The organism is Paenibacillus sp. SEL3 (assembly GCF_054602585.1).
The window spans coordinates 5,347,432-5,361,622 of sequence record NZ_CM137725.1 but is presented as its reverse complement, the minus strand read 5'-3'; the positions used below and the strand labels follow the sequence as shown (position 1 = coordinate 5,361,622).

The window sequence follows — 14,191 nt, the reverse complement described above, 5'->3', positions numbered from 1 at the left end:
GGCAAAAAAACATGTAGTACATGTCAAACAGCAACAGTCAAATCTGAATTAAAATATGATCGCGAGCCTTGCACCAGCTACCTTGTCATAAGGTATAGCATGCTTCTTTTGTCCGCTTTGAACGGTGAGTTCCCCATCTTCAAAAGAAAGCAAACGACCTTCAAATTCCTTCAGGCCGTTGATCGGCTCGTATGTAGTAACGAATACGTTTTTGCCTACCGCTTTAGTAACGTCCTCCGCTTTTTTTAGCGGTCTTTCGGCGCCTGGTGAAGACACTTCCAGAAAATATGCTGTAGAAACAGGGTCATTTTCATCCAACTTTTGACCCAAATATTCACTGATCATACTGCAGTCGTCCAGATCAATTCCTCCGTCTTTGTCTACAAAAACGCGAAGAAACCAATTACTGCCCTCTTTGACATACTCGACATCGACCAGTTCAAAACCATGCTCTTCGAGGTAAGGTTGGGCCATTTCTTCTACTACTGATTTGATCTTTGGTGTGCTCAAAGATTATAACCTCCAAAAGTGAACTTTCCTGTGTTGAAAAAAAGATGCCCTATTGCATGGACAATGCTTCTCCATCACCGGCATTTTCATTTTCATTTGATGTAATGTTCATTTCGGGCTCACTGCAAATAAACCGGCGTACCGGTTTCGTGCCCAAAAACAACCTTTTCACGTTGTAACTGTATATCAAACAGTAAAGAGTGGGTTTCCCCACTCTTTTAGCAACGGTTTTATCTCCATGATTACCAAAAAAATTATAACATAACCGTAGTTATGTGACAAGTGCCAGAGCTTGACTACTGTGGTTCGGATTAAAACAGAGACAGCTGATTACTCTCTGGAAGACCTCGAAAGCAACCCATCTGAGACAGCATTTCGACAATGGTTTTACTAGCCTTCGATTTTTGTTGAAAATCCTCGACAGACAAAAATTCACCATGTTCACGGGAGGCTGCGATGTTACGTGCCGCGTTGTCTCCAATTCCCTGAAGAGCTCCGAATGGCGGAATGAGTGAATCTCCATCCACCTTGAAGCGTGTAGCTTCGGAGCGGTACAAATCAATGGATTTAAAACTAAACCCGCGAGCCGTCATTTCCAGAGCCATTTCCAGGATCGGAAGCATCCCTTTTTCTTTGGGAGGTGCCTGAAAACCGAGTTGCTCGATTTCGACAATCTTCCGCGCGATTGCATCATATCCCTGACAGCACAGCTCAATATCAAAATCGGCTGCACGTACTGAAAAGTAAGTCGCATAATATTCAATCGGATGATACAGCTTAAAGTACGCTGTGCGCACTGCTGAAATAACATACGCTGCAGCATGCGCCTTCGGAAACATGTACTGGATTTTCAGACAAGAATCAATGTACCACTGTGGCACCTTGCATTTTTTCATTTCCTCAATCCATTCAGCACTAAGCCCCTTACCTTTACGTACGCTCTCCGTAATTTTAAAGGCCAGACCTGCGTCCATGCCTGCCTTGTAAATCAAAAACAGCATGATGTCATCACGACAACCAATTACAGTCTTGATGTTACAAGTATTATTCTTAATCAGTTCCTGTGCGTTCCCTAGCCATACGCCCGTGCCGTGAGACAGTCCGGATATTTGCAGTAAATCGGCAAAAGAACTTGGCTGCGACTCTACTAGCATTTGGCGCACAAACTTCGTCCCCATCTCTGGTACACCATAGGTTGCTACAGGCGTGCGGATTTGCTGGGGTGTAACACCGAGCGCCTCCGTGGAGTTGAACATGCTCATAACCTTAGGATCATTCATTGGAATGGTCGTAGGATCGACACCAGTCAAATCCTGAAGCATCCTCATCATGGTCGGATCATCATGACCCAGAATATCGAGTTTGAGTAAATTCGCATCAAAAGCGTGATAATCAAAATGCGTTGTTTTCCATTCCGAGCTTGTATCATCGGCAGGGTACTGTACCGGCGTAATATCCTCGACCTCAATATAATCGGGAACAACGACAATTCCGCCTGGATGTTGCCCGGTACTGCGTTTGACCCCTGTACAGCCCGAAGCCAGCCTATTCAGCTCAGCCCCACGCCATTTTTTATGATGCGCCTCTTCATATTTCTTGGCAAAGCCAAAGGCTGTCTTCTCGGCAACGGTACCGATGGTTCCAGCACGGAATACACTTTTCTCACCAAACAGTACTTTCGTATAGTTATGTGCGACAGGCTGATATTCGCCAGAGAAGTTCAAGTCAATATCGGGAACTTTATCTCCCTTAAACCCAAGAAACGTTTCAAACGGAATATCCTGTCCCTCACCCTTCAGTTTGCCGCCGCAATTCGGACAATTTTTGTCCGGCAAATCAAATCCACTCGGCACACTACCGTCCAAAATCCATTCGCTATGTCTGCATTCAGGATTACCGCAAATATAATGTGCAGGCAGTGGATTAACCTCGGAAATACCGAGGAAGGTAGCGACCACAGAAGATCCAACAGACCCCCGTGAACCTACCAGATATCCATCCTTATTAGACTTTTTAACCAAGCGCTCGGAAATAAGATAGTTGGCAGAGAAACCATATTTAATAATCGGCTCCAGTTCTTTTTCAAGGCGAGCTACAACCACCTCGGGCAATTCCTCACCATAGATAGATTTAGCCGTCTCATAGCAAGTGTTACGGATTTCCTCGTCCGCCCCATCCAGCAAAGGTGTAAACAGCTTGTCAGGGAACAACTCCAGCTCCTCAAATCGATCCGCCAACTCACTGGTATTCTTCACAACGACTTCATAGGCTTTCTCCTCGCCCAAAAACTCGAATTCTGCCAGCATTTCGTCTGTGGTGCGTAAATGCGCATCAGGCTTACGAATATCTTTTAGCGGACTAAATCCCGTAATGCCATGTATCGTAATATCACGGTACAACTTATCGCGCGTTTCCAAATAGTGAACATTGCCTGTGGCAATTACGGGCTTATCAAGTCGCCGCCCAATTTCGCATACTTTGCGTATTGCCGTTTTCAGAGCATCAGGCCCGCTTACCAGTTGTTTTTCTACTAAATGCATATACATCGTCAAAGGTTGAATCTCCAACACATCATAAAACTGTGCTATTTCCTCGGCTTCTTCCTCGGACTTGTTCAACACAGCCTCGAAGAACTCTCCTTTTTCGCAGCCAGAAATAATAAGCAGTCCGTCTCTCATTTCTGACAATTTTGATTTAGGAATGCAAGGCACACGCTTGAAATATTCGGTATGAGACATCGAAACCAGCTTGTACAGATTTTTTTTACCAATCGGATTGAGGGCATAAATACAACAGTGAAATGGACGAACGGTCGATAAGTCCTTACCCACATAATCATTCAGACGATCGAGCATTTTTAAACCCTTAATTTGTTCCGCATCATTCAGCAAGCCATTCAGCACTTCAGTCAGTGCGACTGTATCGTCAATGGCTCGGTGATGGCTTTCGAGCGCCACTTTATATTTGGTCGTCAGCGTATTCAGACGATGGTTTTTCATTGTTGGAAACAGTAAACGAGCCAGTTCGAGCGTATCCAGTACCGGATTGGTCATTTCAGGCAAACCCATATTTCGAAGGGTGGCCTGGATAAAACCGACATCAAAACGCGCATTATGGGCAACCAATACAGCATCGCCAGCAAAAGCTACAAACTCCTTCATAACAGGTTCTACATCCGGCGCGTCCTTGACCATTTCATCGTTAATGTTGGTCAGTTGCTGTATATTATATGGAATGCGCTCATGCGGATTGACAAAGGTAGCATAACGATCAATTTCTTTGCCATCATGCATTTTCACAGCTGCAATCTCAATGATTTTATTCTGTGTAACCGATAAACCGGTGGTTTCAATATCAAAAACGACATAAGTCGCTGTTTTCAAATTTAATGGCTGTGCCTGCATTACAACCTCAACGGCATCATTAACCACATTGGCCTCAACACCGTAGATCATTTTAATGCCGTTTTTCTTTGCAGCCTTAGCAGCATCAGGGTAGCACTGCACTCCGCCATGGTCGGTGACTGCAATCGCCTTGTGCCCCCATTTGGCGGCTGTTTTAACGTATTGATCAATCGAGGCAACAGCATCCATTGCGCTCATCTTTGTATGGAGATGGAACTCGACTCGTTTTTCCTCTGCTTTATCCTTACGTGTGGGTGGAGCCTGTACTTCAACTAGATCAGAGGGAATCATAACCAGCTCGGGAATTTGCATAAAACGATCATATTCAACTCGACCCCGTACTTTGACCCATTTCCCGTTAGCCAACAAGCTGAGGATCTTCAGATCTTCTTTAGTTTTAGCAAACATTTTCATTTGCAGGGAATCACTAAAGTCGGTCAAATAATACGTAAACAACGTACTGCCATTGCGCAATTCTTTACTATCCAAACCGAAGATTGTTCCTTGTAAAGTGACTTTCTTCTCTTCGTCCTGAATATCTTGCATCGAAACAGCCGGTTCTTTGATGTCATAACCGAATTGAAGCCGTACGTCTCCTTCTTCTTCATCCAAAGGCGGCATTTCGGATTCCATACTTTCCATCATCTGCTGAATGACTTCGCGTTCTTCCTGCATTTTTTTCTCTTGGAATTGCTGTAACGCCTCCTGGTTACTTTCACCCACCTGGACTTTAATGCGCATAGAAAGCCCGAAATATTTATCGTAAAATTTGATGATAGCTTGATCTATCTGCTTTTTACGCGCCAGTTCCAACGACATACCGTCGCTCATCGTTAGCAATAATAGACCGTCGTCCCACTCATGCACAGCCCGATTCATCCAACCGTTAACCGATGGAATCTCACGATGTACCCACTCTAGAAAAAGTTTCCAGTATTCACTGATGATATCACCAGGCTGAATCTGCTCACTGTACTGAAAACGGAACGTAATTTTTGCGATGTGACTCATTTTTTCCTGTACTTGAATACAGAACGTACGATACACCTGAGCGGGGACCAATGTCTCCTTGGCAATGGTGATGTTCCAATCCTTATTGGTTCGGCTAATCTCCACTTGGTCAATCCAACCGTCCAAAAAATAAGGTTCAACCACTCCCGCCGGCATCCCAACTTGCTTCATTAGCAGTTCCAGCCGCTTTCTCTTTTCTTCAGCTCCGCCCATGGCTCTCCCCCCAATTTCAAATCTACCATTCTGAAAACATGAAAAGCTTCTGCGTCAAAAACATCTCCGACCGCAAAAGCTTTTCGTAGCCCTCTTCAATCCTCTTCACAACGACACATAGATCCTTCGGGACATTGTCCCGTAACAGTTACCATGTCAGCGAAGAGAATGAAGTGAGTATAGTGGTATTGCCCTACTTCTATATTAGTACGCCCGTGCGAACACTACTGTATGCTTGGCAGGTTTGCCACAGCACAAACATGTGGACTTTTGCTCGTTTGTTTTAAACGGTATATTACGGCTTGTAGCACCTGTCACTTCTTTAACTTTATCTTCACATTCTTCAGATCCGCACCAGCCTGCCAAAGTAAAGCCGCGTTTTTCTTCCATGAGAGTCTTCATTTCATCCAGCGTATCAACGGAATAGAAGTTTTCTTCCATGAAATTTTTCGCACGATCAAACATCTCCTGCTGTACCTGTGCGAGCATCGCGTGTACTTCCTCAACCAGATTATCCTGCTGCACGATTTTTTTCTCACCGCTGATACGGGATACGAGCACACAGACACCGTTTTCCATATCACGCGGCCCGATTTCCAGACGAACCGGCACACCGCGCATTTCATATTCATTAAATTTCCAGCCTGGGCTTACATCGCTGCGGTCGTCCATTTTAACACGCACTCCAGCTTGTTTCAACTGAGCGAATAGTTCATCTGCACGAGCGATAACGGCATCACGCTTCTTAGGTGGCCCAATTGGAACCATAATAACCTGCGTAGGCGCAACTTTAGGAGGCAATGCCAAACCACGGTCATCTCCATGGACCATAATCAGTGCGCCGATCAAACGTGTACTTGTTCCCCATGAAGTCGTATGCGCGAATTCCAGGTTGTTTTCACGACTCAAATATTTGATATCAAATGCAACTGCAAAATTAGTTCCCATATAGTGGGAAGTTCCAGCTTGTACTGCCCGTCCATCCTTCATCATCGCTTCCAGTGAAAATGTATCCTTCGCACCTGCAAACTTTTCAGAAGGTGTTTTCTGTCCAGTAATAACCGGAATAGCCAGAACTTCCTCAATAACCTCACGGTATACTTCCAGCATTTTCATCGTTTCTTCACGTGCTTCTTCTTCTGTTTCATGGGCCGTGTGACCTTCTTGCCACAAAAATTCACTTGTTCGCAAGAAAGGTAGCGTACGTTTTTCCCAACGCACTACGTTAGCCCACTGGTTAATAAGCACAGGCAGATCACGATAGGACTGAATCCATTTGGAGTACATATGACCAATCATGGTTTCCGAAGTCGGACGAATTGCAAGACGCTCTTCCAGCTTTTCCCCGCCAGCCTCGGTTACCCAAGGCAGTTCAGGATTAAACCCTTCAACATGCTCTTTTTCCTTTTGAAAAAAGCTTTCTGGAATGAACATTGGAAAATAGGCATTACGGTGACCTGTTTCTCTGAAGCGCACATCCATGGCTTCCTTGATATGCTCCCAAATTTCAAAACCATCGGGGCGGAATACAATACATCCGCGAACAGGGGAATAATCCATCAGTTCTGCTTTTTTAATAACATCAATATACCATCGGGAAAAATCTTCACTCTGCGGTGTAATTTCCTCGACAAACTGTTTATCGTTCGACATAGAAATGCATGTCCTCCCATACAGACCGTTTTTTATATAAGTCCGTCTCTAATTAACCATTAATTAAGCGTAAAATATCGTTATACGTGACCGCAATCATAAGCAGGAATAGCATAGCAAAACCAACGAAATGGACCATACCTTCCCTACTCGGATCAACGGGACGTCCTCTTACCGCCTCCACACCAAGGAAAACAAGTCTGCTTCCATCCAGCGCCGGAATAGGCAATAAATTAAATATCCCCAAGTAAAGACTCATTATAGCAGTCCAATACGTCAACTGCTCAATCCCCTGCTTGGCAATTTGCCCTGTCACTTCAAAAGTACGTACCGGGCCTCCCAGGTCATTGATAGAAAAACGTTGGATGAGCTGGCTAAATCCTTGGAAAATAATATCGGTCGTTCTGACCATAGATTGGCCGGCAAATTTGAACGTTTCTCCCACACCTGCTTGGCGTTTTGGAAGTTCGGGTACAATACCCACCTTGCCACCCTTTTGTCCTTCCATAGCACGAGGTGTAATCGTAAGATCAAAGGTCTTACTATCACGGCGAACCGTCCACTTCATCGGCTTGTCTTGAGAATCCGCAATCAGTTTGATCATGTTTTCAACATTTGCACCAATGGCTATTCCATTCACCGATTCGATGATATCTCCCTTATGCAAATCAGCTTCAGCGGCAGGCATACCTGCTGTAATTTCACTAATTTGGACATAAGTCGGGTTGTCCACTTGTATGCCGACCATCTGAATATGCAGACCAAACAAAATAAAAGCAAGAATAAAATTCATCAGGGGTCCAGCAAAAATAGCCATCGCACGCTGTCCTACTGTTTTACTCCCGTACTGCCGATCCTTGGGTGCAATCTGAATGGATTGACCTTTGGTTACCATCATCGCTTGCGGATGTACAGTGTATTGCTGATCTTCGCCATCCACATCCAATTTTAAAGTTAATGACTGTTCCAGATCAATATCCAACACTTCGCCGCGCACCACATTTTTACGATTATCCAGTTGATCTAGATAGATGGTTTTAACGACGTCATCCGTTACGCGTACAGCAATCGTTTGTCCGGCCTCAATTTCATTGACCTCCGGATCCTCTCCCGCCATGCGGGCAAAGCCACCGAACGGCAACAAACGCAACGTAAATCGCGTCTCGTTTCTTTTATAAGAAAACAGTTTCGGACCGAAACCGATCGCAAACTCCCGTACCAGAATCCCGGCGCGTTTGGCAAAATAATAATGCCCCCATTCATGCACCGTCACTATGACGAAAAACATGAGCACCGTCATCAACACTATTTGAATCGTTTCCAATCGTTTCTGTTCCCCTTTCAATGAGATCGAGTTTGTCTTCCTAGATTATCATTATTCTCCGATCCCGCACAAGAGAATCACATTTCGTTTCTAACCCAACATTAGCCTACAACCCCGCAGATATGCTACGAGTCTCTTCGTCACAGGCTTCAATTGCAGAAAGATCAGGATTAGCCACATTGACATGCCGCTCCAGCACACGTTCAATAATAGCTTCAATATGCAGAAAAGAAATTTCTCCACGCAGGAAACGGGCAACTGCAATTTCATTAGCCGCATTAAATGCGGTCGGTGCTGTACCACCCATTTTACCACATTCGAAGGCAAGCCTTAAACAAGGAAAACGATTATAATCCATTTCCTTAAAATGGAGTTTACCCACTTCAGCTAGTGACAACGGCTTCGCCGGGGACTTCATACGCTCAGGGTAAGTCAATGCATATTGAATGGGTACTCTCATGTCCGGATTCCCAAGTTGAGCAACAATGCTTGTATCCTGAAACTCAACATAGGAATGAATAATGCTTTCCGGATGAAGCAACACATGAATGTGCTCATAATCAAGTCCGAATAGCCAATGCGCCTCAATGACTTCCAGCCCCTTGTTTACCATCGTTGCTGAATCAATCGTAATTTTGGCCCCCATTGACCAATTGGGATGCTTGAGTGCATCTTTCACTGTAACTTCACGCAACTGTTCTCTTGTCAAATCTCGAAAAGAACCCCCTGATGCTGTGAGGGTAATATGTGCCACATCTTTCATACGCTCACCATTCAAGCATTGGAAAATAGCTGAATGCTCACTGTCAATCGGCAGCAACGGCACTCCTTTCGCCCGAGCCCGCGCTGTGACCAGATGACCAGCAGTAACCAGTGTCTCCTTATTGGCCAAACCGATCTGTTTTCCAGCCTCAATCGCGGCCAGCGTGGAGTGCAATCCGACACTGCCCATTACAGCCGTCACAACCATATCCGCCTCCGTGTTCGCAGCAAGCTCAACGAGTCCTTCATTTCCCCAATACAGTTCCATTCCAGAAGGCAGTAAAGGACGAATTTCATCCGCCAACTGCCGAGTACCCACAGACACTTTTTTGGGTTTATAAAGATGCGCCTGCTCAGCAAGTAACTTTATATTAGAACCACCTGCTAAAGCCTCAACAGTAAACTGATCCGGGTGCATGGACACTACATCCAGCGTTTGAGTTCCAATAGAACCGGTTGAACCAAGTACCGTAATTCTTTTCATGATGCACCTTCCTATCCTGAAAATCACTTTTATCCAGGAGCTCATTGATTATTATTCAGGCAGCTATGCTACTGGTTCCAACCTTCTAGTAGCGCAGAGTGAGCAGCATAGAGATTAGCCTGAGCATAAACTGTAATCAATAGACTCATGGAAGCAGCATCAGCATATGTACAAATGGAAAAACGACAATCCAGCTGTCGCAACGGTCTAGTATACCACCGTGCCCTGGCAGCAGATTACCGGAATCTTTAATGCCGTACACTCGTTTGTATGCAGATTGTACCAAATCGCCCAGTTGTCCCACAACTGCACATGACAAACCGATGCCGATGGCTTTGCCCCATGGCAGCAGTCCACCCGATAATCCAGCGAATACAAGAGCTATAACCAACGCTAAAACGATGCCGCCAATGGATCCTTCGACCGTTTTATTCGGACTAATCGCAGGCCATAATTTCGTCTTTCCTGCCATTTTGCCTACAAAATATGCCCCTGCATCACTTGCCCAAATACAAGCCAATAATAAAAATGTCCATAACAGTCCATGTTCCATATGACGTGATTCCGCAATATACGAAAATCCAAACCCTATATAAACGGTACCAAGAAATAATATAGCTACCGTTTGAATCGGGATTTTATTTTTTGTTCCTACCGTGATGATCATAAAAGCTATCATTACCAGCCAAAGCATACTGGCAAAGGGTAAGGGTGAGTGCAAGCCAAAAGGTTCATACGGGAATACAAAAGCTAATATGCTTACGTATCCAAGTATTGCTGTACCTCCAAAAGGAGATACCTGCGTCATTCGTGCGAACTCATAAAATCCGATTAGGGCCATCGCCAATATAAGCAAATGGTAGGCCAAGCCGCCCCACAGGACCATCGCCAAAAAGAATATGCCTGCCAGAATACCGGTAATTAATCTCTGTCTCAACGGCTTTCATCCTCCATTTACTTCAGTCCGCCATACCGTCGTGTTCTTTGCTGATATTCGATCACTGCTTCGTATAAGTGTTCTTTCTTAAACTCAGGCCAATAAATATCAGTAAACCACAACTCACTGTAGGCAAGCTGCCAGAGCATAAAATTACTAAGTCTAAGCTCACCGCTTGTTCGAATCAGTAAATCAGGGTCTGGCATACCGCTAGAAAGCAACGTACTACCGATCAGCTCAGATGTTATATCTTCCGATTTAAGCTTCCCATCCGCAATTTGACGGCCCAATGTTTGCATGCATTCGGTGATTTCCAACCGACTTCCATAATTTAATGCAAAATTAAGAACAAGTCCGGTATTATTTTCAGTTCGTCGAGTCGCTTCAGTCAGCGCTTCAACGGTATGGGAAGGTAAATGTTCTTTATTGCCCATCATACGTACTTGCACATTTTTTTCAATCAACTCATCTAGCTCAATAGCCAGAAATTCCTGCGGTAAGCGCATTAGAAAATCAACTTCGTCCTTTGGACGCGTCCAATTTTCAGTTGAAAATGCAAACAAAGTCAAATACTTAATACCCAGTTCATCCGCTGCAATTGCTGTGCGTTTCACTGCCTTCATTCCATTTTGGTGCCCTACAATCCGCGGCATTCCAATCCGTTTGGCCCATCTGCCGTTCCCATCCATGATGACAGCAACATGCTGCGGAATATTGTCTTTTGAAATGGCCGGTATTTGCTGTTTTTGTTCCCCGTTCCACCAAGACCGAACCCGTTTGATCATTCCAGTTCCTCCAGCATTCTCTGAAAATGTGCCTCAGGCTTGAAAAGAGACAAACCCCACCGTAAGGGAGGGGCTGCCAATCTTTTAGACTTCCATAATTTCTTTTTCTTTTGCAGCTAAAACTTTATCCACTTCAGCGATAAACTTATCAGTTGTTTTCTGGATATCTTCCTGATGTTTACGAGATTCGTCCTCGGAAATATCACTTTTCTCCAATTTTTTGATGTCATCATTGGCATCACGACGAATGTTACGAATAGCGATCTTCGCTTCTTCACCGTTCTTCTTTGTCAACTTCACCAAGTCAGTTCTGCGCTCCTCCGTCAAAGCAGGAATGCTAAGACGAATGGTGTTACCGTCATTCGAAGGTGTCAAACCTAAATCGGATTTTTGTATAGCGCGCTCGATATCGGCCAAGGAAGATTTGTCCCAAGGCTGAATCATCAAGGTCCGGCTGTCAGGTGTATTGATATTCGCCAGTTGGTTGACTGGAGTCATTGCACCATAATACTCTACCTGTACACGGTCCAGTAAAGCTGGTGTCGCCCGTCCTGCACGCAAAGATGCAAGATCACGTTGCAATGCCTGGATTGCTTTTTGCATGCGTTCCTCAGCACTCTTTTTCACAGATTGTGGCATTAATTTACACTCCCTTTGACGATCGTACCAATTTTCTCACCCAGCACGACACGTTTAATGTTACCTTGCTCTGTAATAGCAAAGACAATCAACGGAATATTGTTATCCATGCACAACGAGGAAGCAGTAGAATCCATGACACCGAGATTTTTGTTGAGCACATCCAAATACGTAAGCTGCTCATATTTCTCAGCTGTGCTATCTTTAAACGGATCAGCAGAATATACGCCATCCACTTTATTTTTAGCCATCAGAATCACTTCCGCTTCGATCTCAGCGGCACGCAGTGCAGCTGTAGTATCAGTCGAGAAGAACGGATTACCTGTACCTGCTGCAAAAATAACAACCCTACCCTTTTCTAAATGACGGATAGCTCTACGACGAATGTAAGGTTCTGCAATCTGTTGCATCGCAATGGATGTTTGTACACGGGTAGGTACCTCAATCTGTTCCAAAGCATCCTGTAAGGCCAGTGAGTTCATCACCGTTGCCAGCATACCCATGTAATCTGCCGTGGCCCGGTCAATTCCGTTGGCACTTCCAGCAATACCGCGCCAGATGTTACCGCCACCACACACGATAGCAACTTCTACTCCCAGTTCCACTACGTCTTTGACTTGTTCGGCAATGGATGCAATCGTATCCGCGTCAATACCGTAACCGTTAGGACCTGACAGCGATTCACCACTAACTTTCAGGACAACACGCTTAAACACAGGTTTTTCCAAATGATCACCCTCCAATATCATTTATACTTTATGTAACAGGATAGGTGTCCTGTTGCAAGAAATGGAACACTGATGTGTCCCATTTCCATTTTTCCATATACGATTACCGTTCGTTGGTAATTATTGTTTCACTTGAGACATAACTTCTTCGTAGAAGTTGTCTTCTTTTTTCTCCAGACCTTCACCCAGTTCAAAACGAACAAAGCGACGCAGGGAGATGTTTTCGCCAATCGTACTGATTTTTTCGTTGATAAGCGTGGAGATTGTTTTGTCTGGATCTTTGATGAAAGATTGCTCCAACAAACAGAACTCTTCATAGAACTTACCAATACGGCCTTCAACCATTTTTTCAACAATTTTTTCTGGTTTACCTTCGTTCAGCGCTTGTGCTTTCAGGATTTCTTTTTCTTTTTCGATCTCTTCCTGTGGCACTTCTTCACGACGAACATAACGAGGGTTCGATGCAGCGATATGCATTGCAATGTCGCGTACAAAATCTCTGAACTGGTCTGTTTTAGCTACGAAGTCTGTTTCGCAGTTTACTTCTACCAGTACGCCGATACGGCCGCCAGCATGAATGTAGGATTCAACAACACCTTCAGTAGCAATACGACCTGCTTTGTTGGCTGCAGCTGCAAGTCCTTTTTCGCGCAGAACTTCAACCGCTTTTGTCAAATCACCGTTTGCTTCTTCAAGCGCTTTTTTACAATCCAGCATTCCTGCGCCTGTTTTTTCACGAAGCTCTTTTACTGCGCTAGCATTAACTGCCATATTATTTCCCTCCAAATTTGATTTTCAGTGGTATACCGTGCTTATTCCTTAAAAAAAGGGTAGTGAGAGGTTATACACCTGCCAACCACCCTTTTCATTTAATTCATATAGTTATTTCCTAATGGAAATGTTATGCTGTAGTTTCTTCGCCTTGGTTTGCTTCCATAACTGCATCAGCCATTTTACCTGTCAGCAATTTAACAGCGCGGATTGCGTCGTCATTACCTGGGATAACATAGTCGATTTCGTCTGGATCGCAGTTTGTATCAACGATACCTACGATTGGGATACCCAATTTGCGAGCTTCAGCAACCGCGATACGTTCTTTGCGTGGATCAATGATGAACAGAGCACTTGGAAGGCCCTTCATGTTTTTGATACCGCCCAAGAATTTTTCAAGACGATCTTTTTCTTTGCGAAGAATGATAACTTCTTTTTTAGGAAGAACTGCGAATGTACCGTCTTCTTCCCAAGCTTCCAGTTGTTTTAAACGGTCAATACGTTTTTGAATCGTTTGGAAGTTAGTCAGCGTACCACCCAACCAACGTTGGTTAATGTAGAATTGACCAGCGCGTGCTGCTTCTTCTTTAACGGAATCTTGTGCTTGTTTCTTCGTGCCTACGAACAGAATTGTACCATTCTCAGCTGCAATGCTTTTTACAAAGTTGTAAGCTTCCTCAACCTTTTTCACTGTCTTTTGCAAGTCAATGATGTAAATACCGTTTCTTTCAGTGAAGATATAACGATCCATTTTCGGGTTCCAGCGACGTGTTTGGTGACCAAAGTGAACCCCAGCTTCCAAAAGCTGTTTCATGGAGATTACTGCCATCTTCACGCACCTCCTAAGTTTGGTTTTTTGTGTGTCCTCCGCCGACATCATTTTCCATAAAGACTTTCCATTGGAAAGCACCCTTTATAAAATTAACCGACGTGCGTTTTTAACACCGTTAATTAATATACCATAACACTT

General features: G+C 44.4%; 11 protein-coding genes. All 11 read right to left on the bottom strand.

The features are described 5' to 3' along the window. Positions 1-48: 48 nt before the first annotated feature. Positions 49-510, bottom strand: a complete 462-nt coding sequence (rimP, locus tag ACYCS5_RS24815; protein WP_029517020.1) for a ribosome maturation factor RimP — start codon at positions 508-510, stop codon at positions 49-51. A 311-nt stretch (positions 511-821) separates the two neighbouring features. Continuing rightward, positions 822-5,138, bottom strand: coding sequence for a PolC-type DNA polymerase III (locus ACYCS5_RS24810; RefSeq protein WP_459760257.1), 4,317 nt, complete (start codon positions 5,136-5,138; stop codon positions 822-824). A 204-nt stretch (positions 5,139-5,342) separates the two neighbouring features. Further along, positions 5,343-6,791: a proline--tRNA ligase gene (gene proS / locus ACYCS5_RS24805; protein ID WP_039274666.1), complete on the bottom strand. Its 1,449-nt coding sequence runs from the start codon at positions 6,789-6,791 to the stop codon at positions 5,343-5,345. A gap of 52 nt (positions 6,792-6,843) precedes the next feature. Next, entirely contained in the window at positions 6,844-8,115 is a 1,272-nt protein-coding gene (gene rseP / locus ACYCS5_RS24800; RefSeq protein ID WP_069011406.1) for an RIP metalloprotease RseP, read from the bottom strand. A gap of 106 nt (positions 8,116-8,221) precedes the next feature. After that, positions 8,222-9,361 carry a 1-deoxy-D-xylulose-5-phosphate reductoisomerase gene (locus ACYCS5_RS24795; protein ID WP_340885099.1) on the bottom strand — a complete coding sequence of 380 codons (1,140 nt, stop codon included), beginning with the start codon at positions 9,359-9,361 and terminating at the stop codon, positions 8,222-8,224. Positions 9,362-9,506: 145 nt separating this feature from the next. Beyond that, complete coding sequence (locus ACYCS5_RS24790; protein ID WP_029517015.1) at positions 9,507-10,298, bottom strand: phosphatidate cytidylyltransferase; 792 nt, start codon at positions 10,296-10,298, stop codon at positions 9,507-9,509. A gap of 17 nt (positions 10,299-10,315) precedes the next feature. After that, entirely contained in the window at positions 10,316-11,083 is a 768-nt protein-coding gene (locus tag ACYCS5_RS24785; RefSeq protein ID WP_039274672.1) for an isoprenyl transferase, read from the bottom strand. An 84-nt stretch (positions 11,084-11,167) separates the two neighbouring features. Next, positions 11,168-11,722, bottom strand: a complete 555-nt coding sequence (gene frr / locus ACYCS5_RS24780) for a ribosome recycling factor (RefSeq protein WP_029517013.1) — start codon at positions 11,720-11,722, stop codon at positions 11,168-11,170. Then, a complete protein-coding gene (gene pyrH / locus ACYCS5_RS24775; RefSeq protein ID WP_013309918.1) occupies positions 11,722-12,450 on the bottom strand; it encodes a UMP kinase in 729 nt (242 codons plus the stop codon). Before pyrH ends, frr begins: the two co-directional genes overlap by 1 nt. 120 nt (positions 12,451-12,570) lie before the next feature. Continuing rightward, the gene (gene tsf, locus ACYCS5_RS24770) at positions 12,571-13,221 is read right to left on the bottom strand and encodes a translation elongation factor Ts (protein WP_013309917.1); all 651 of its coding nucleotides are present in this window, start codon (positions 13,219-13,221) and stop codon (positions 12,571-12,573) included. A 130-nt stretch (positions 13,222-13,351) separates the two neighbouring features. Further along, positions 13,352-14,050, bottom strand: coding sequence for a 30S ribosomal protein S2 (gene rpsB / locus ACYCS5_RS24765; protein WP_013309916.1), 699 nt, complete (start codon positions 14,048-14,050; stop codon positions 13,352-13,354). Positions 14,051-14,191 lie beyond the last annotated feature (141 nt).

What these genes read in the sequence shown, in the direction of transcription:
- ACYCS5_RS24810 (WP_459760257.1), bottom strand. Translation starts at nt 5,138, where the DNA reads ATGGGCGGAGCTGAAGAAAAGAGAAAGCGGCTGGAACTGCTAATGAAG.
- rpsB (WP_013309916.1), bottom strand. Translation starts at nt 14,050, where the DNA reads ATGGCAGTAATCTCCATGAAACAGCTTTTGGAAGCTGGGGTTCACTTT.
- tsf (WP_013309917.1), bottom strand. Translation starts at nt 13,221, where the DNA reads ATGGCAGTTAATGCTAGCGCAGTAAAAGAGCTTCGTGAAAAAACAGGC.
- ACYCS5_RS24785 (WP_039274672.1), bottom strand. Translation starts at nt 11,083, where the DNA reads ATGATCAAACGGGTTCGGTCTTGGTGGAACGGGGAACAAAAACAGCAA.
- proS (WP_039274666.1), bottom strand. Translation starts at nt 6,791, where the DNA reads ATGTCGAACGATAAACAGTTTGTCGAGGAAATTACACCGCAGAGTGAA.
- ACYCS5_RS24795 (WP_340885099.1), bottom strand. Translation starts at nt 9,361, where the DNA reads ATGAAAAGAATTACGGTACTTGGTTCAACCGGTTCTATTGGAACTCAA.
- frr (WP_029517013.1), bottom strand. Translation starts at nt 11,722, where the DNA reads ATGCCACAATCTGTGAAAAAGAGTGCTGAGGAACGCATGCAAAAAGCA.